Below are 17,671 nucleotides of genomic sequence, written 5' to 3' on the forward strand. Positions count from 1 at the left end.
ATGACAAGGGCGCGTTGCGCATGAAAGTTGGAATGCGAGTGTTGCGGGGGGTAGTCGGTGCCGCCCTGGTGTTTTTCGCCGTACCGGTCGCCACGACGGCGGTCGGGGTGGTGATGGCGTCTCCTGCCGCCGCCCAATCCGCTTCGTCGATCGCGGTCGAGGGCAACCGGCGGGTCGAGGCTGAGACCATTCGCTCCTATTTCAAGCCGGGTCCGGGCGGGCGGCTCGACCAGGGCTCGATCGATGACGGCCTCAAGGCGCTGATCGAGACCGGCCTGTTCCAGGACGTGCGCATCAATCAAGCGGGCGGGCGGCTGGTCGTCAGCGTCGTCGAAAACCCGGTGATTGGTCGCCTCGCGTTCGAGGGCAACAAGAAGATCAAGGACGAGCAGCTCTCGGCTGAAATCCAGTCGAAGCCGCGCGGCACGCTGTCCCGCCCGATGGTGCAGGGCGACGCGCTGCGGATCGCCGAAATCTATCGCCGTTCGGGTCGCTACGACGTTCGCGTCGACCCGCAGATCATCGAGCAGCCGAACAACCGCGTCGACCTGGTGTTCGTGATCACCGAAGGTCCGAAGACCGGCGTCAAGTCGATCGAGTTCGTCGGCAACAAGGCCTATTCGTCCTATCGCCTGAAGGACGTGATCAAGACCCGCGAGAGCAATCTGCTCAGCTTCCTCGGCAACGGTGACGTCTACGATCCGGACCGGGTCGAGGCCGACCGCGATCTGATCCGCCGCTTCTACCTGAAGCACGGTTTCGCCGACGTGCAGGTGGTTGCCGCGCTGACCGAATACGATCCGGAGCGCAAGGGCTTCCTGGTCACCTTCAAGATCGAGGAAGGCCAGCAGTACCGCGTCGGTTCGGTGACCTTCGAATCCGCCATTCCGACCCTCGACGGCAACTCGATGCGCAGCTTCTCGCGTGTCAATGTCGGCTCGCTCTACAACGCCGAGGCGCTGGAGAAGTCGGTCGAAGAGATGCAGATCGAGCTGTCGCGCCGCGGCTATGCGTTCGCGACCGTGCGTCCGCGCGGCGACCGTAACTTCGACGAGCACACCGTCTCGATCGTGTTCTCGATCGAAGAGGGGCCGCGCGTCTACATCGAGCGCATCAACGTCGTCGGCAACACCCGGACCCGCGATTACGTGATCCGGCGTGAGTTCGACATCTCTGAAGGCGACGCCTACAACCGTGCGCTGGTTGACCGCGCCGAGCGCCGCCTGAAGAACCTCGACTTCTTCAAGACCGTGAAGATCACCACGGAGCCGGGCTCTTCGAGCGACCGCGTCATCCTGGTGGTCAACCTCGAAGAAAAGTCGACCGGCGACTTCTCGGTGTCGGGCGGTTACTCGACCAGCGACGGTGCGCTGGGTGAAGTCTCGGTCTCGGAACGTAACTTCCTCGGCCGCGGCATCTTCGCCAAGGCGTCGGTGCAGTACGGTCAGTACGCCCGCGGCTACTCGCTGTCGTTCGTCGAGCCGTATCTGCTCGACTACCGCGTCGCGCTCGGTCTCGACCTGTATCAGCGCGAACAGCTCGCCAACCGTTACATCTCGTACTCGACCAAGACGCTCGGCTTCAGCCCGCGCCTCGGCTTCGCGCTGCGGGAAGATCTGTCGCTGCAGATCCGTTACTCGCTGTACCGGCAGGAAATCACGCTGCCGTCGTACCTGAACAACTGTAACAACATCCCGGGCGCTGGCTTCTTCCCGACGCCGCAGTATATCGCCGCCAACAACCTGCAAGCCACCTACGGCGTGCTGGGCTGCTACGGCGACGGCGAAGCCTCCCTGCCGGTCCGCATCGGTCTGGCTGGCGGTGCCTACTGGACCTCGTCGCTCGGCTATACGCTGACCTACAACACCCTCGACAACATCAAGAACCCGACTGACGGTCTGCTCGTCGACCTGCGTCAGGACTTCGCTGGTGTCGGCGGCGACGTGAAGTTCATCAAGACCGCGTTCGACGCCAAGTACTACACTTCTCTGGTGTCGGATCTGGTCGGTTTGGTTCACCTGCAGGCTGGTAACCTGAGCACCTATGGCGGCAACCAGCTGCGGATGCTCGACCACTTCCAGATGGGTTCGAACCTGGTTCGCGGCTTCGCTCCGAACGGTATCGGTCCGCGTGATATCGGCCAGTATGCCCTGTACGGCTACGGCGGCGACGCGCTCGGCGGCACCAACTACTGGGGTGCGTCGGTCGAGTTGCAGATGCCGTTCTGGTTCCTGCCGAAGGAAGTCGGGCTCAAGGGCGCCGTCTATGCCGACGCCGGTTCGCTGTTCGACTACAAGGGCCCGACGTCGTGGTCGGTCACCGGCGAAGTCAACACCCCCGGCTGTATCCCGGCGAGCCAGACCACGATCGGTACCTGCTCGGGTCTGAACTACGACGACACCAACCTCGTCCGTACCTCGGTCGGTGTCGGCCTGATCTGGGCGTCTCCGTTCGGTCCGCTGCGCTTCGACTACGCGATCCCGATCACCAAGGGTAAGTACGACCGCGTTCAGGAGTTCAAGTTCGGCGGCGGGACCTCGTTCTAAGTCCCGCACTCCGGACCACGACCGAAGGAATGGCATCCACGTCGTTTTTCCCGCCGCGTCCTTCGTCGACCCTGGCCGAGATCGCCAGCCTGACGAAAGCAACGCTGGTTGATGCTTCGCACGCGGAGCATCGCATCACCGGACTGGCCTCGCTCGACGAGGCCGGCCCCATGCACTTGAGCTTCTTCGAGAACCTCCGCTATTCGGATGAGCTCGCGAACACGCGCGCGGGCGCGTGCCTCGTCAGCGAGCGGTTTGAGGGCAGGGTGCCGTCGCACGTCGCTGTGCTGCGCGCCCGGCGTCCGTTTCATGCCTTCGTGGCCTACGCCCGCCATCTATATTCCGATGCGTTGCGTCCGCACACCGGCATCGGAGCGCCCGGCATCGCGCCGACGGCGGTCATCCATGAGAGCGCCAAGCTCGAAGACGAGGTTACGGTCGAGCCGCTGGCAGTGATCGGGCCCGACGTCGAGATCGGCTCGGGAACGGTGATTGGCGCCGGAGCGGTGATCGCCGCCGGCGTCAAGATCGGCCGCGATTGCGACATCGGTGCCGGCAGCCACCTGCAGCACGCGCTGATCGGCAACAATGTGCTGATGCATCCGGGCTGCCATATCGGCCAGGACGGCTTCGGCTTTATCTTCGCAGGCCAGCACACCAAGGTGCCGCAGACTGGCCGCGTGATCATCCAGCACGATGTCGAGCTCGGCGCCGGGACGACGATCGACCGCGGCTCGCTGCGTGACACGGTGATCGGCGAGGGCACCAAGATCGACAATCAGGTTCAGATCGGCCACAACGTAACAATTGGTCGACATTGCGTGATCGCCGCCAAATGCGGTCTTGCCGGCAGCCTGACGCTGGGCGACAACGTCGCGCTCGGCGCCATGGTCGGCATCAACAATCATGTGGTGATTGGCGACGGCGCCCAGGTGGCGGCGATGTCCGGGGTGAAGGACAGTATTCCCGCAGGTGAGCGCTGGGGCGGTATCTTCGCACGGCCGACCCGAACATGGTTCCGGGAGATGCTCGCGGTGCGGCGGCTCGCTGAAGGCAGCGGAGCCGACACGGCGGCAAGACCCGATGACGACAGGGATGAAGGACGGGGGTGATGGAATCGCCGATTCGCTTTGAGAAAGTTGACATCAACACCATCCTCAAGACGCTGCCGCACCGCTTCCCTTTTCTGCTGATCGATCGCGTGATCAACATCCGCGAGGACTACAGCGGCATTGGCATCAAGAACGTCACCGTCAACGAGCCGGCGTTCCAGGGCCACTTTCCGGAGCGGCCGGTTTATCCCGGCGTGCTGATGATCGAGGGCATGGCCCAGACCGCGGGCGTGATCGGCATCCTGTCTGTGACTGGCACCGAGAAGCCGCGCGCGGTGTATTTCCTGACCATCGACAAGTGCAAGTTCCGCAAGCCGGTGATGCCTGGCGATACCGTCGAGTATCACCTGACCCGCACCGGGCGGCGCAAGACGATGTGGTGGTTTCACGGCGAGGCCAAGGTCGACGGACAGATCGTGGCGGAAGCCGATGTCGGCGCGATGCTGGCAGATTGACGGGCTGAATGAGCACAATTGATCCGACTGCGCGTATCGAAGACGGCGCCGTCATCGGCGACGACGTGACCATCGGGCCCTTCTGCACCATCGGTCCGCACGTCAGCATCGGCGCCGGTACGACGCTGATCGGCCACGTCAACGTCACCGGTCACACCACGATCGGCGAAGGCTGCACCATCCATCCGTTCGCCTCGCTGGGCGGCGCGCCGCAGTCGACCGGCTATAAGGGCGAGCCGACGACCCTGATCATCGGCAATGCCTGTACCATCCGCGAAAACGTGACGATGAACACCGGCACGGTCGGCGGCGGCGGCGTCACCCGCGTCGGCGACCGCGGGTTCTTCATGGCGGCGAGCCATGTCGGCCACGACTGCATCGTCGGCAACGACGTGATCTTCGCCAATGCTGCGACCCTCGGCGGTCACTGCGAGATCGGCGATTTCACCTTCATCGGTGGCATGACGGTGCTGCAGCAGTTCACCCGGGTCGGCCCACAGGTGATGATCGGCGGCATGAGCGGACTGCGCACCCACGTCATTCCGTATGCGCTCGCTAACGGCATCTATGCGAAGCTCGCCGGGTTGAATATCGTCGGCATGCGCCGGCGGAAGTTCACCAAGGAGCGGCTCGCGATTGTGCGCTCGTTCTTCAACGACCTGTTCTACAGCAGCGGTCCGCTCGCCGAACGGCTCGAACGGGTGCGTCCGCGCACGGCGGAGGATCCGGCGATCGCCGAGATCGTCACATTCATCGACGACATCAAAGGCCGCGGCGGTCGCGGCCAGCGTGTCGCGCTGTGCATGGCGCGTGAGGGCGGTGCGGCCGTCAATGACGGCGACGACGCCTGACCTGCGGTCGGCGCGGCCATGACTGGTCCATCACTGCAGATTGGCGCGCCCGTCGGCATCATCGCCGGCGGCGGCTCGCTGCCATTCGCGGTTGCCGACTCGCTCGCCGCGCGCGGCCTGACGCCGGTGCTGTTCGCGTTGAAGGGAAGCTGCGAGGCCGAACGCGTCGCCGCCTACCGGCATCATTGGCTCCGGATGGGGGCTTTCGGCAGGCTGCTGCGGCTGCTCCGCGCCGAAGGATGCCGCGACCTGGTGTTCATCGGCTCGCTGGTGCGGCCGGCGCTGTCGGATATGCGGCTCGACTGGGGCGCGATCAAAGTGTTGCCGGCGGTGCTCGCGGCCTATCGGGGCGGTGACGACCACCTCCTGACGGGTGTCGGCCGGCTGTTCGAGCGTCACGGCTTCAGGCTGCTTGGTCTGAAAGACGTCGCGACCGACGTGCTGATGCCTGAAGGCTGTCTCACCCGTGCCGTCCCCGATGCCGGCGTTCAGGCCGATATCGCCAAAGGGCGGGCGGTGCTGGCGGCGCTCAGCCCGTTCGACATCGGCCAGGGCTGTGTGGTGATCGACGGTCACATCGTTGCTGTCGAGGACACCGGCGGGACCGACGAGCTGCTGCGGCGCGTGGCGCAGCTTCGCGACGCCAGGCGGATCCGCGCCAAGCCTGGACACGGGGTGCTGGTGAAGGCGCCGAAGACCGGTCAGGACCTGCGCTTCGACCTGCCTGCGCTCGGGCCGAAAACCATCGAAGGACTGATCGCCGCGCAGCTCGGCGGCGTCGCCGTGGTGGCCGGGCACACCGTCGTCGCCGAGCCGCAAGAGATGATTGCGGCCGCCGACAGGGCCGGTGTGTTCGCGATTGGGATGCCGGCATGAGCTGCGCTGCCACGGCCGGGGATCGGGTTCGCACGGTCTATCTGATCGCGACCGAGGAGTCGGGGGATCGGCTCGGCGCTGCGCTGATGCGCGAACTCAGGGCGCGGCTCGGATCGAACGTTCAGTTCGCCGGCGTCGGCGGCCACAGCATGGCCGGCGAGGGGCTCGCCTCGCTGTTTCCGATCGAGGAGCTGTCGATCATCGGCTTCGCCGCCGTAGTGCAGCGGCTACCGCTGATCCTGAAGCTGATCCGCCGCGCGGTCGACGCGGTGCTGGCGGCCAAGCCCGACATCCTGGTGATCATCGACAGCCCCGACTTCACTCACCGCGTGGCGCGCCGGGTGCGGAAGCGTGATCCGTCGATTCCGATCGTCGACTACGTCTCGCCGACGGTGTGGGCGTGGCGGCCTGGACGGGCGCGGACGATGCTCGGCTACGTCGATCACGTGCTGGCGTTGCTGCCGTTCGAGCCGGCCGAGTATCGAAGGTTGCAGGGCCCGCCGTGCAGCTATGTGGGTCATCCGCTCACCGAGCAGTTCGGTTCGCTACGCCCCGACACCGCCGAGCAGGCGCGCCGCGAGGCGTCCCCGCCGGTGCTCCTGGTGTTGCCGGGCAGCCGGCGCAGCGAAGTCCGCCACCACGCTGCTGCGTTTGGCGACACGCTGGCGCAGCTGAAGCGCGACGGTGTCGCATTCGAAGCGGTGTTGCCGACCACGCCGCATCTGGAGAGCCTGGTCCGTGCCGCGGTCGCATCCTGGGAGGTGCAGCCGCGGATCGTCGTCGGCGAACAGGACAAACGTGCGGCGTTCCGGATCGCCCATGCGGCGCTGGCCAAGTCGGGCACGGTGACGCTCGAGCTCGCGATCGCCGGCGTGCCGATGGTGACGGCCTATCGAGCCGGCAGCGTCGAGATCTGGATCGCGCGGCGCGTCGTCCGTCCGGGCACCGTGATCCTCGCCAATCTGGTGATTGGGGACGACGTGATCCCGGAGTTCATCCAGGAAGATTGCGTACCCGACAGGCTCGCCCCGGCGGTGCGCGAGCTGCTCGGCGATACCCCGGCGCGGCAGCGTCAGCTCGCGGGCTTTGCGAAGATCGACGACATCTTGTCGACCGGCGAGCAGACGCCGAGCGGACGTGCGGCCGACATCGTGCTGGACGTGATGCGCCGCGCCTGATTGCCGCCTGCCGCTGCGATTGAAGAAGGTGTTGTTGCAATCAATTCTCAATAGATTGGAACTAGCCTGCCGGCGCGTCGAAGCTCCAGTTTGCGCGTCCATGGACCGGAGAGGACGCGGACCGTCTCAACCGGGAGCTCTCCATCTATGAAGAAAACCAAAATCGAGTCTGCCACGGCGCTTGATGCGCTGTTCGCGTCGGTGAACGTCGTTCACCGCAGGAATTTCCTCGCAACCGGCGCTGCCGCCTTCGGTGCGGCTGTGTTGCCTGCGGGGGCGACGGTTGCGGATGCTAAGCCTGCACTGGCCACGGCGCCGACGGAGCAAGATCGTCGCTACATGACGCAGGCCATCGAATTGATGCGCAAGGCAGGTGTCGTCGAAAAGACGGGTGGCGCTTTCGGCGCCGTCATCGTGCGCGACGGTGAAGTTCTCGCGGCGACTGGTAATAGCGTGCTGCGTGATAACGATCCCTCGGCACACGCCGAAGTCAATGCGATCCGCGCGGCGTGCAAGAAGGTCGGGGCGCCGAACCTGCGCGGCGCCACGATGTACACGAGCTGCGAGTGCTGTCCGATGTGTTACGCCACCGCCTATTGGGCGCGGCTCGATCGGATCTTCTACGCGGCGTCGTGGACCGACTACGCGGATCTGTTCGACGATTCCAATATCGGCGCCGATATGAAGAAGCCCTACGCCAAACGCCAGGTTAAGATCGCGCAGATGATGCGAAGCGACGCGCAGAAGGTGTGGCAGGAATTCCGCACCCTTCCGGATCGCGCTCGCTACTGAGGCTTCGATCCGGCATAGTCACAAAGCAAAACGGCGAACCGCTTGGCGGTTCGCCGTTTCTGTTTTCAGAGAGCTGGAGCGATCAGCCGCGCTTGCTCATCTCGACGTAGTTGCGGGTGGTCGCGCCGGTGAAGAGCTGGCGCGGACGGCCGATCTTCTGATGCGGATCTTCGATCATCTCGCTCCACTGGCTGATCCAGCCGACGGTGCGGGCGACCGCGAACAGCACGGTGAACATGTCGGTCGGGAAGCCCATCGCCTTCAGCGTGATGCCCGAATAGAAGTCGACGTTCGGGTACAGCTTGCGGTCGATGAAGTACTGATCGCTGAGCGCGATCTTCTCGAGCTCCATCGCCACCTTCAGCAGCGGGTCGCCGTGGTGACCGGTTTCGGCCAGCACTTCGTGGCAGACCTGCTGCATGATCTTGGCGCGCGGATCGTAGTTCTTATAGACGCGGTGGCCGAAGCCCATCAGCCGCACCGACGAGTTCTTGTCCTTCACCTTGGCGATGAAGTCCGGAATGTTGGAGACGTCGCCGATCTCCTTGAGCATCGCCAGCGCCGCCTCGTTGGCGCCGCCATGCGCCGGGCCCCACAGGCAGGCGATGCCGGCGGCGATACAGGCGAACGGGTTGGCGCCCGACGAGCCGGCGATACGGACGGTCGAAGTCGACGCGTTCTGCTCGTGGTCGGCGTGCAGCGTGAAGATCTTGTCGAGCGCGTTCGCCAGCACCGGGTTGACGACGTATTCCTCGCACGGCGTGGCGAAGCACATCCGCATGAAGTTGGCGGCGTAGGACAACGAGTTCTTCGGATACACGAACGGCTGACCGACCGAGTATTTGTAGGCCATCGCCGCCAGCGTCGGGACCTTGGCGATCATCCGGATCGAGGCGATCATCCGCTGGGTCGGATCGTTGATGTCAGTGGAGTCGTGATAGAACGCGGCCAGCGCGCCGACCGAAGCCACCATCACCGCCATCGGATGCGCGTCACGACGGAAGCCCTGGAAGAACCGGGCCATCTGCTCGTGAACCATGTTGTGGCGGGTGACGCGGTAGTCGAAGTCTTCCTTCTGCGCCTTGGTCGGCAGTTCGCCGTACAGCAAGAGATAGCAGGTTTCGAGGAAGTCGCCTTTTTCAGCGAGCTGTTCGATCGGGTAACCGCGATACTCGAGAACGCCTGCGTCGCCGTCGATGTAAGTGATTTTGGACTGGCAGCTCGCCGTCGACGTGAAACCCGGATCGTAGGTGAACATCCCGGTCTGCGCGTAGAGCTTGCCGATGTCGATGACGTCGGGACCGACTGTCCCGGTGAGCACCGGAAGATCGAAGTTCTTGTTTCCAACCGTCAGCGTTGCCGTTTTGTTGTTGGTCGTTGCGTCCATCGTGTGGTCCCCGATGTTCGTTGGCGAAACCAGCCGTATGCGCAGCGCTCTTGCGAGCGAGACTGGTTGTCTTGAAGCGCTGGCGGAAAGGCGTAGCTCATTGCAGTGTGCACTGCAAGGCGGCCGGACGCGAGCCGTTTCCCGGGTTTTTTACGCGGCCTGATCGGCGAGGCGGGACAGGCACTCGTCGCGCCCCAGCACCGCCAAAACGTCGAAGATTCCCGGCGATGTGGTTCGTCCCGTGAGTGCCACGCGGAGCGGTTGCGCCACCGCACCCAGCTTCAGCCCAGCCTGCTCGGCGAACGTCCGCATCGCGGCCTCGGTCGTCGCCGCCGTCCACGGCGTGACGTCCTCTAGCGCGGCGCGCAGCCGGCCGATCAGCTGTCGGGTTTCGGGCGTCAACACCGCCTGCGCCTTGGGATCCAGGGCCAGCGGCCGGTCGGCGAAGATGAAGCCGGCATTATCGAGCAGCTCGATCAGCGTCTTGGCGCGTTCCTTCAGCCCCGGCATGGCCTGGGTGAGCTTGGCACGGATGCTGTCGTCGAACTTCGCCGCAATCGCCGGGCCCTGCGGGATGTATTTCAGCAGGTCCTCGAGCAGGGTCACGAGAGAGTGATCATCGCTCTGACGGATGTAGTGACCGTTGAGGCTCTCGAGCTTGGCGAAATCGAACCGCGCCGCCGACCGGCCGATCGCCGGCAGGTCGAACGCATCGATCATTTCCTGCGTGGTAAAGATTTCCTGATCGCCGTGGCTCCAGCCGAGTCGGACCAGATAGTTGCGCAGCGCAGCCGGCAGGTATCCCATCGCGCGGTAGGCGTCGACGCCGAGCGCACCGTGGCGCTTCGACAGTTTCGAGCCGTCGGGACCGTGGATCAGCGGGATGTGCGCCATCACCGGCAGCTCCCACTCCATCGCGTCGTAGATCTGCTTCTGGCGCGCCGCGTTGATCAGATGGTCGTCGCCACGGATGACGTGGGTGACGCCCATGTCGTGGTCGTCGACCACCACCGCCAGCATGTAGGTCGGGGTGCCGTCGCCGCGCAGCAGCACTAGATCGTCGAGGTTCTCGTTCTGCCAGGCGACGCGGCCCTGCACCTGATCCTCGATCACAGTCTCGCCGGTCAGCGGTGCCTTGAGGCGGATGGTCGGCTTGACGCCTTCCGGGGCCTCGGAGGGATCGCGGTCGCGCCAGCTACCGTCGTACAGCTTGGCACGGCCCTCGGCGCGGGCCTTGTCGCGCATCGCCGCCAGCTCCTCGGTGGTGGCGTAACAGCGGTAGGCCTTGCCGGCCGCCAGCAGCTGCTCGGCAACCTCGCGGTGCCGCGCCGCGCGCGCAAACTGGTAAACGGTGTCGCCGTCCCAATCGATCCCGAGCCATTTCAGCCCGTCGAGGATGGCGTCGATCGCCTCCTGGGTCGAACGCTGGCGGTCGGTGTCCTCGATTCGCAGCAGCATCGTGCCGCCGTGCTTGCGCGCATACAGCCAATTGAACAGCGCGGTGCGGCCTCCGCCGATGTGCAGAAAACCAGTGGGCGAGGGCGCGAAGCGGGTGACGACGGGACGGGTCATTCGAACCAAATGCAGGGAAGGGAACGCGCCGGAGCGGCGCGCAGGGTGTATAGCAGGATCGGCGCATAACTAAAGTGGTCCGCGCAGCCCCTGGGGGTTGGCGCGGGGCGGCGGATTTGGCAGATACCCCTTTCGGTTCCGACCAGTAGGACGATTGACGCATGACGACGGCAGATACAGCGGCGGGCGAGGCAGGGCGCGACTTCATTCGCGACATCGTCCAGGCCGATCTCGACAGCGGGAAGCACCGGACCATCGTGACCAGGTTCCCGCCGGAGCCCAACGGCTATCTGCATATCGGCCATGCCAAGTCGATCGCGCTGAATTTCGGCATCGCGCAGGAATTCGGCGGCCGCTGCCATCTGCGGTTCGACGACACCAATCCGACCAAAGAAGAACAGGAATACATCGACTCGATCCAGGCCGACGTCCACTGGCTCGGCTTCGACTGGGGCGAGCACATGTTCTACGCCTCGGACTATTTCGAGCAGCTCTACGCCTGGGCGGAGCTGATGATCAAAAATGGCGACGCCTATGTCGACGATCAGTCGCAGGATGAGATCCGCGCCAGCCGTGGAACGCTGACCGAGCCGGGCAAGAACAGCCCGTTCCGCGACCGTTCGGTCGAGGAGAATCTCGACCTGTTCCGGCGGATGAAGGCGGGCGAATTCCCGAACGGCACGCGGGTGCTGCGCGCCAAGATCGACATGGCGTCGGGCAACATCAACCTGCGCGATCCGGTGCTGTACCGCATCCTGCATGCGCACCATCCGCGCACCGGCGACAAATGGTCGATCTATCCGAGCTACGACTACGCGCACGGCCAGTCGGATGCGATCGAGGGCATCACCCACTCGATTTGTACGCTGGAGTTCGAGGATCATCGGCCGCTGTACGAATGGCTGCTGTCGAAGCTGCCGGTGCCGTCGCAGCCGCGGCAGTACGAATTCGCGCGGCTCAACATCACCTACACGCTGCTGTCGAAGCGCGTGCTGACCGAACTGGTGCGCGGCGGCCATGTCGCCGGCTGGGACGATCCGCGGATGCCGACGATGGCCGGGATGCGGCGTCGCGGCGTGCCGCCGGCGGCGCTGCGCGATTTCGTCAAGCGGATCGGCGTCGCCAAGGCCAACAGCGTGGTCGATCTCGGCATGCTGGAGTTCTGCATCCGCGAGGAATTGAATCGCACCGCGCAGCGGCGGATGGCGGTGCTGAAGCCGCTGAAGGTGGTGATCGAGAACTACCCGGAAGGCCAGACCGAAGAACTCGAGGCGATCAACCATCCGGACGATCCGAGCCTCGGCACGCGCAAGATCGCATTCGGCCGCGAGATCTACATCGAGCAGGACGACTTCATGGAGAACCCGCCGAAGAAGTTCTTCCGGCTGTCTCCGGGCAATGAGGTGCGGCTGCGCTATGCTTACTTCATCAAGTGCCGTGAGGTGATCAAGAACGACGCCGGCGAGATCGTGGAGCTGCGCTGCACCTATGATCCGGAAACCCGCGGCGGCAACGCGCCCGACGGACGCAAGGTCAAGGCGACGATGCACTGGCTGCCGGCGGCGCAGTCGGTGAAGGCCGAGATCCGGATCTACAATCAGCTGTTCGCCAATCCGGCGCCGAGCGCTGCGAGCTTTGCCGATGACCTCAATCCGCAGTCGCTCGAAGTGCTGACCGAGGCGCGGATCGAGCCGGAGACGGCGGCGAGCAACTCGACCGAGCCGCTGCAGTTCGAGCGTCAGGGTTACTTCGTCCGCGATCGGGACTCGACGCCGGATAAGCCGGTGTTCAATCGAACCATCGGGTTGCGCGATACCTTCGCCAAGGAAGTCGCGAAGGGCTGAACTACCACCGATCCTGATTGCGCTCCGCCGGTGATTGCCGGCGGAGGCATTCTGCTCCACTGTTCCGCTCGCGGCGGACGGGGGCGGGTGCCGTGGAGCGGCGCGATCGGACCAGAGCACGGACATGGCCGACCGGGGCGCCGGCGGGCGCCGGTTCGTTGCTGCCGTCCGGCCTGTCGTGGGGACCGGCCTTTCTTGATCTGTTACGCGACTGGGCGCGGGCCGAGGTGGGGCCGGGCCGGTTGCTGCCGTGGACGCCGGTGGCATTCGGCGCCGGTATTGCCGTGTACTTCGCCGCCGATCACGAGCCGGTTGCCTGGGTGGCGGCAGCGACCGCGTCGGTGTTCGGAATCGCGGCCATCCTGCTGCGGCGCAGCCAGGCCTTCGCACCGGTCCTGTTGCTGGCGGCTCTCGTGGCAGGCTTTGCGACCGCGTCGCTGAAAGCTGCGCGGATCGCGCATCCGGTGCTGGCCGCGCCGGTGTTCGCAGCGGAGCTGCGGGGCTTCGTCGAAATCCGCGAGGAGCGCGAGCGCACCGATCGCTTCGTTCTCCGCGTGACGCAAATGCAGGCGGCGCGGGCACCATCGCTGGAGCGGGTGCGGCTGTCGGTGAAGAAAGGGACGGCGCCTGCGGTCGGCAGCTTCGTGACACTGAAGGCGCGGCTTCAGCCACCGCTTCAGCCGCTGCGACCGGGCAGCTACGACTTCGCGCGCGATTTGTACTTCCAGGGAATCGCTGCGTCCGGCTTCGTACTCGGCGCGATCACCACCGCCGAGCCGCCGCAGGATGGCGGCTGGCGCTTGCGCTACGCCGCGGTGATGCAGGGCCTGCGCGATGCGATCGATGCCCGGATCCGCGCGTCGCTGGGCGGCGATCCGCGCGCGATCGCCACCGCGCTGCTCACAGGTAAGCGAGACGCGATCTCGACCCCGGTGAACGACGCGATGTTCATCTCCGGTCTCGGTCACGTGCTGTCGATCTCCGGCTATCACATGGCGGTGGTGGCCGGCGTGGTGTTCTTCGCGCTGCGCGCACTGCTGGCGCTGATCCCGCGGCTGACCGTGACGTTTCCAATCAAGAAGGTTGCGGCCGCGGTCGCGCTGCTCGCCGCGGCGTTCTATCTGGCGCTGTCGGGTGCGGAAGTCGCGACCCAGCGCAGCTTTCTGATGACCGCGGTGGTGCTAATCGCCGTGATGGTCGACCGCCGCGCAATCACGTTTCGGACGCTGGCGCTGGCTGCACTGGTCGTGCTGTTGATCGCGCCGGAAGCGTTGGTGCATCCGAGCTTCCAGATGTCGTTCGCGGCCACACTCGGCCTGGTCGCGCTGGTACAGATCGGCATGCCGGCGGTGTTCGCGCAGGCCGATAGTTCGACTGCTGCGCGGGTGGCGCTGTGGGGCGGGCGGGAAATTGCGCTGCTGGCGCTGGCTTCGCTGGTCGCCGGCTTCGCGACGATGCCGTACGCAGCCTATCACTTCCACCGCATCACCCCCTATGGTGTACTCAGCAATCTGGCGGCCATGCCGGTGGTGTCGGCGATCGTGATGCCGGCGGGGCTGCTCGGGCTCGCGGCGATGCCGTTCGGGCTCGATGCGCCGTTCTGGCGGATCATGGAACTCGGGATCGACTGGATGATCCTGGTCGCCCGATGGGTGGCGTCGCTGCCCGGCGCGGTCGGCCGCGTCACCGCGTTCGGCACCGGCCCCTTGCTCGTCGCCTCGCTCGGTATCGTGATGCTCGGTCTGCTCCGCTCGCCGCTGCGCTGGGCCGGGGCGCTCGGCGTTGGCGTCGCCATCGCCTGGGCGGCGCTGACGCCGCAGCCGGAGGTGCTGATTGCCGGCGACGGCAGGCAGGTCGCGGTACGCGGCGCCGACGGCCGGCTGCGCCTGATGCAGGGCGGCGGGGATAGCTTTCGGCTGAAGGAGTGGCTCGCTTCCGATGCCGATTCCCGTGCCCCGGATGCAGCGTCGCTGCGTGCCGGCGTCTCCTGCGATCCGGACGGCTGTGTCACGCCGCTCGCCGACGGACGGCTGGTGGCGCTGTCGCTCCGCCCCGACGGGCTCGCCGACGATTGCGCCCGTGCCGTGCTGATCGTCACGGCCGGCCAGCCACCGCCGGATTGCGCCGCACGGGTGATCGGCCGGGACGAATTGCAGGCGAATGGCGCGCTGGCGCTGCGGCGGAGCGCAAACGATCCAGGGCTGTTCGTGGCGGAGGCCGCCCGACCTCGCGGCCAGAGCCGGCCCTGGGCTCCAGCGGCCGCGGAGGCGACGGACGCGTCTATCTCGACCGAACCTTCAAGTCGCCGCCGTGCGCCGATCGACGCCACGCCGGCTCCGCAGGACCAAGTGGGCGACGAGTAGGGCGCAAAGGCCCGCACGCCGACGACAGAGCGGGCGACCAGCTCTGTCCACTGCACGCCTCAATACTTGCGGTACAGCCCGATCAGCTTGCCCTGGATGCGGACGCGGTTCGGCGGCAGGATCCGCACCTCGTAGGCGGCGTTGGCCGGCTCCAGCGCGATCGAGGCGCCGCGGCGGCGGAAGCGTTTCAGCGTAGCTTCCTCTTCGTCGATCAGCGCCACCACGATGTCGCCGGTGTCGGCGATGTCGTTCTTCTGGATCAGCGCCATGTCGCCATCGAGGATGCCTGCTTCGACCATCGAGTCGCCGCGCACTTCCAGCGCGTAGTGTTCGCCGCTGCCGAGCATGTCGGCTGGAACGCTGATGGTGTGGCTGCGGCTTTGCAGGGCTTCGATCGGCGTACCGGCTGCGATCCGTCCCATCACCGGCACCGCGACGCTGCCGCGATCGTTGTCATCCTCGGCCGGCGCCGGGCTTGGCGGCCGCACCTTGCCGAGATTGCCTTCGATCACGCTCGGGGTGAAACCGCGCCGGCTGTTGCCGGGCATCCCGCCGGTGTCGGGCAGCTTGATGACTTCGATCGCGCGGGCGCGATTGGGCAGCCGCCGGATGAAGCCGCGCTCTTCCAGCGCGGTGATCAGGCGATGAATGCCGGACTTGGAACGGAGGTCGAGCGCATCCTTCATCTCGTCGAAGGACGGCGGCACGCCGGCTTCCTTCAGTCGCTCGTTGATGAATTTCAACAGCTCAAACTGCTTGCGCGTCAGCATCGGCAAATCCCCAGTCGGCGATGATGTGCCGGTTCGAGGTGCGTTTCGGTTCGGGCCACGAGCCCTTGTGAGAGCGTCATCGTCGCCGAATCTCGAAAACAAATCATGAACGGACACTATCTGTTCGGGGTGTGTTCCGCAACCTCTTAATCGAAATCTAGGATTTTCACGGGTCGCTATAGCGGGAGCTTAAGGATGACGCAGGGTGAACCGGCCGGTGCGGCCGGCGCGAAAGCCGGGCGCACGATCAGCGCTTCCGCCGACGCCAGCCGCGCCAGCAGCGACGAATCCTGGCTGTCGACCGGAGTGGCGATCTGCCGTCCGGTTTGGTCGTGCGACAGCGTGGCGCGCAGATAGTCTTCGCGCTGATCGTTGGCAGAAAGGTCCGCGCCGAGCAGCGCCGGCTCGCGGACATGCCTTGGCTCGCTCATGCCGCACAGCGCGCGGATCAGCGGCACCATGAACAGCACCGCGCAGACGTAGGACGACACCGGATTGCCGGGCAGGCCGATCACCCGCATCGGGCCGAGATGGCCGTGCATCATCGGCTTGCCCGGCCGCATCGCGATCTTCCAGAACGCGATCGTGGTGCCTTCGGCCTCCAGCGCGCCTTTGACCAGATCATGGTCGCCGGCCGATGCGCCGCCGGTGGTGACGAGCAGATCGACGCCGAGATCGCGAGCCTGCCGGATCGCGGCCTGGGTCGCGTCCAGCGTGTCGGCGGCGATGCCGAGGTCGATCACGTCGGCGCCCTCGGCGCGCGCCAGCGCACGCAGCGCGTAGCCGTTGGAATAGACGATCTGGCCGGGCGCGGGCGTGGTGCCCGGCATCACCAGCTCATCGCCGGTGGCGAGCATCGCCAGCCGCGGGCGGCGATGCACCGGCAGCGCCGCGTGGTTCATGCCGGCCGCAAGCGCGAGGTCGCGGTCGCTGAGCCGGTGGCCCTGGCGCAGCAGCACCTGGGCTTCCTTGAAATCGATTCCGGCCGGGCGGATGTGACGGCCGGGTTTGACGGCTTCATTGACAGTGACGCGGTCGCCGTCGCGCACGGTGTCTTCCTGGATCACCACGGCGTCCGAACCCTCCGGCACCACGCCGCCGGTGAAGATGCGCAGCGCCTCGCCTGGGCCGATGCCTATCGTCGCCGGGCGGCCGGCTGCGATCTCGCCGATCACCCGGAGCGTTGCCGGTGTCGCCGCCACGTCCGCCGCGCGCACGGCGTAGCCGTCCATTGCCGACATCGCCTGCGGCGGCTGGGTCCGCAGCGCGGCGAGATCGCGCGCCAGCACGCGGCGGTGAGCGTCCTCGATCGCGACCAGCTCGGTGTCGAGCCCATGCGCACCAGCCAGCACCGCGGCCAGCGCGTCGTCGACCGGCATCAGAGCCATCGGGCTTCTCCCTCGCAGGCAAGTTGAAATCGAACCGTCACGATCCGGCTTTAGGTGGCGCGCGGCGCCTGCGCAAGATGCGCCCGGCGTCGGCTGTGAGCGCGGCGTCCCGCCGCGTCGGCCTAAATCATTATTGTCGAACCGTCGTCTTCGCCTGTACGACCGGTTCCAGGCATCGAGCGGACGTGGAGCGCGCAGATGGAAGATTTCCCGAAATGGTTCCTGCGGATCATGGTCGTGGTCGGCATCATCGCGTTCGGCTCGGTGTATTGGATGCGCCACGACTGGAGCAAAGGCTGGGCGCCGTCGTTCAACGCCGGCGATTACGGCCCGCCGTCCGCATCCGCGCCTGAGCCTGCAGCGGCTCCGGCGGCTGCGCCGGCCGCAGCTCCGAGCGAAGCCGCACGCCCTGCGGCAGCGCCGAGCGCACAGCCGAGCCGTGCGTCCACGCCGTGCCAGCCGATCGGCCGCACCGCCAAGGGCGAGCTGGTGTACTCGATGGATTGCCGGGCGCTGCCGGCGCAGTAACGAGCGCAC

The 17,671-nt window shown here is 66.0% G+C and carries 14 protein-coding genes; 10 read left to right on the forward strand and 4 right to left on the reverse strand.

Annotated elements, in window-relative coordinates; all coding sequences use genetic code 11:
- The first annotated feature begins 20 nt into the window (after positions 1–20).
- The 7 genes from bamA to DY467_RS07280 all read left to right on the forward strand — a co-directional run bounded on the left by bamA (position 21) and on the right by DY467_RS07280 (position 7,810).
- Complete coding sequence (bamA, locus tag DY467_RS07250; RefSeq protein ID WP_164573170.1) at positions 21–2,546, forward strand: outer membrane protein assembly factor BamA; 2,526 nt, start codon at positions 21–23, stop codon at positions 2,544–2,546.
- 29 nt (positions 2,547–2,575) lie between these two features.
- On the forward strand, positions 2,576–3,658 hold the full coding sequence (gene lpxD / locus DY467_RS07255) for a UDP-3-O-(3-hydroxymyristoyl)glucosamine N-acyltransferase (protein WP_164634895.1): 1,083 nt from the start codon (positions 2,576–2,578) through the stop codon (positions 3,656–3,658).
- Positions 3,658–4,113: a 3-hydroxyacyl-ACP dehydratase FabZ gene (gene fabZ, locus DY467_RS07260; RefSeq protein ID WP_107344812.1), complete on the forward strand. Its 456-nt coding sequence runs from the start codon at positions 3,658–3,660 to the stop codon at positions 4,111–4,113. Before lpxD ends, fabZ begins: the two co-directional genes overlap by 1 nt.
- Positions 4,114–4,121: 8 nt before the next feature.
- On the forward strand, positions 4,122–4,964 hold the full coding sequence (gene lpxA / locus DY467_RS07265) for an acyl-ACP--UDP-N-acetylglucosamine O-acyltransferase (protein ID WP_107344811.1): 843 nt from the start codon (positions 4,122–4,124) through the stop codon (positions 4,962–4,964).
- Positions 4,965–4,982: 18 nt separating this feature from the next.
- The gene (locus DY467_RS07270) at positions 4,983–5,840 is read left to right on the forward strand and encodes an LpxI family protein (protein WP_164634897.1); all 858 of its coding nucleotides are present in this window, start codon (positions 4,983–4,985) and stop codon (positions 5,838–5,840) included.
- Positions 5,837–7,018, forward strand: a complete 1,182-nt coding sequence (gene lpxB, locus DY467_RS07275) for a lipid-A-disaccharide synthase (RefSeq protein ID WP_164634899.1) — start codon at positions 5,837–5,839, stop codon at positions 7,016–7,018. Before DY467_RS07270 ends, lpxB begins: the two co-directional genes overlap by 4 nt.
- A gap of 147 nt (positions 7,019–7,165) precedes the next feature.
- A complete protein-coding gene (locus tag DY467_RS07280; protein ID WP_164634907.1) occupies positions 7,166–7,810 on the forward strand; it encodes a nucleoside deaminase in 645 nt (214 codons plus the stop codon).
- Between the two features lie 82 nt (positions 7,811–7,892).
- Here the strand turns inward: DY467_RS07280 and gltA are convergent, their stop codons facing one another.
- Positions 7,893–9,197, reverse strand: a complete 1,305-nt coding sequence (gltA, locus tag DY467_RS07285) for a citrate synthase (RefSeq protein WP_164634909.1) — start codon at positions 9,195–9,197, stop codon at positions 7,893–7,895.
- Positions 9,198–9,347: 150 nt separating this feature from the next.
- On the reverse strand, positions 9,348–10,769 hold the full coding sequence (gltX, locus tag DY467_RS07290) for a glutamate--tRNA ligase (protein ID WP_164634911.1): 1,422 nt from the start codon (positions 10,767–10,769) through the stop codon (positions 9,348–9,350).
- Between the two features lie 161 nt (positions 10,770–10,930).
- Here gltX and DY467_RS07295 point away from each other — a divergent pair, with 161 nt between their 5' ends.
- Together DY467_RS07295 and DY467_RS07300 are read left to right on the forward strand one after the other, a co-directional pair.
- Entirely contained in the window at positions 10,931–12,613 is a 1,683-nt protein-coding gene (locus tag DY467_RS07295) for a glutamine--tRNA ligase/YqeY domain fusion protein (protein WP_164634913.1), read from the forward strand.
- Between the two features lie 92 nt (positions 12,614–12,705).
- On the forward strand, positions 12,706–14,976 hold the full coding sequence (locus DY467_RS07300) for a ComEC/Rec2 family competence protein (protein ID WP_164634915.1): 2,271 nt from the start codon (positions 12,706–12,708) through the stop codon (positions 14,974–14,976).
- 59 nt (positions 14,977–15,035) lie between these two features.
- Here DY467_RS07300 and lexA read toward each other — a convergent pair whose 3' ends face one another.
- Positions 15,036–15,746, reverse strand: a complete 711-nt coding sequence (gene lexA / locus DY467_RS07305) for a transcriptional repressor LexA (protein ID WP_164634917.1) — start codon at positions 15,744–15,746, stop codon at positions 15,036–15,038.
- Positions 15,747–15,922: 176 nt separating this feature from the next.
- Positions 15,923–17,134 (reverse strand): molybdopterin molybdotransferase MoeA, encoded by a 1,212-nt coding sequence (locus tag DY467_RS07310; RefSeq protein ID WP_164634919.1) that lies wholly within the window; start codon positions 17,132–17,134, stop codon positions 15,923–15,925.
- 198 nt (positions 17,135–17,332) lie between these two features.
- Between DY467_RS07310 and DY467_RS07315 the strand changes: the two genes are divergently transcribed.
- Positions 17,333–17,662: a hypothetical protein gene (locus DY467_RS07315; protein ID WP_164573837.1), complete on the forward strand. Its 330-nt coding sequence runs from the start codon at positions 17,333–17,335 to the stop codon at positions 17,660–17,662.
- Positions 17,663–17,671 lie beyond the last annotated feature (9 nt).

The sequence above is a fragment of the Rhodopseudomonas sp. BR0G17 genome, from assembly GCF_010907025.1.
GTDB classification, from domain to species: domain Bacteria; phylum Pseudomonadota; class Alphaproteobacteria; order Rhizobiales; family Xanthobacteraceae; genus Rhodopseudomonas; species Rhodopseudomonas palustris_H.

Excerpts from the sequence above, each read along its gene's own strand:
- bamA (WP_164573170.1), top strand. The coding sequence starts at position 21 with ATGAAAGTTGGAATGCGAGTGTTGCGGGGGGTAGTCGGTGCCGCCCTG.
- lpxD (WP_164634895.1), top strand. The coding sequence starts at position 2,576 with ATGGCATCCACGTCGTTTTTCCCGCCGCGTCCTTCGTCGACCCTGGCC.
- fabZ (WP_107344812.1), top strand. The coding sequence starts at position 3,658 with ATGGAATCGCCGATTCGCTTTGAGAAAGTTGACATCAACACCATCCTC.
- lpxA (WP_107344811.1), top strand. The coding sequence starts at position 4,122 with ATGAGCACAATTGATCCGACTGCGCGTATCGAAGACGGCGCCGTCATC.
- DY467_RS07270 (WP_164634897.1), top strand. The coding sequence starts at position 4,983 with ATGACTGGTCCATCACTGCAGATTGGCGCGCCCGTCGGCATCATCGCC.
- lpxB (WP_164634899.1), top strand. The coding sequence starts at position 5,837 with ATGAGCTGCGCTGCCACGGCCGGGGATCGGGTTCGCACGGTCTATCTG.
- DY467_RS07280 (WP_164634907.1), top strand. The coding sequence starts at position 7,166 with ATGAAGAAAACCAAAATCGAGTCTGCCACGGCGCTTGATGCGCTGTTC.
- gltA (WP_164634909.1), bottom strand. The coding sequence starts at position 9,197 with ATGGACGCAACGACCAACAACAAAACGGCAACGCTGACGGTTGGAAAC.
- gltX (WP_164634911.1), bottom strand. The coding sequence starts at position 10,769 with ATGACCCGTCCCGTCGTCACCCGCTTCGCGCCCTCGCCCACTGGTTTT.
- DY467_RS07295 (WP_164634913.1), top strand. The coding sequence starts at position 10,931 with ATGACGACGGCAGATACAGCGGCGGGCGAGGCAGGGCGCGACTTCATT.
- lexA (WP_164634917.1), bottom strand. The coding sequence starts at position 15,746 with ATGCTGACGCGCAAGCAGTTTGAGCTGTTGAAATTCATCAACGAGCGA.
- DY467_RS07310 (WP_164634919.1), bottom strand. The coding sequence starts at position 17,134 with ATGGCTCTGATGCCGGTCGACGACGCGCTGGCCGCGGTGCTGGCTGGT.
- DY467_RS07315 (WP_164573837.1), top strand. The coding sequence starts at position 17,333 with ATGGAAGATTTCCCGAAATGGTTCCTGCGGATCATGGTCGTGGTCGGC.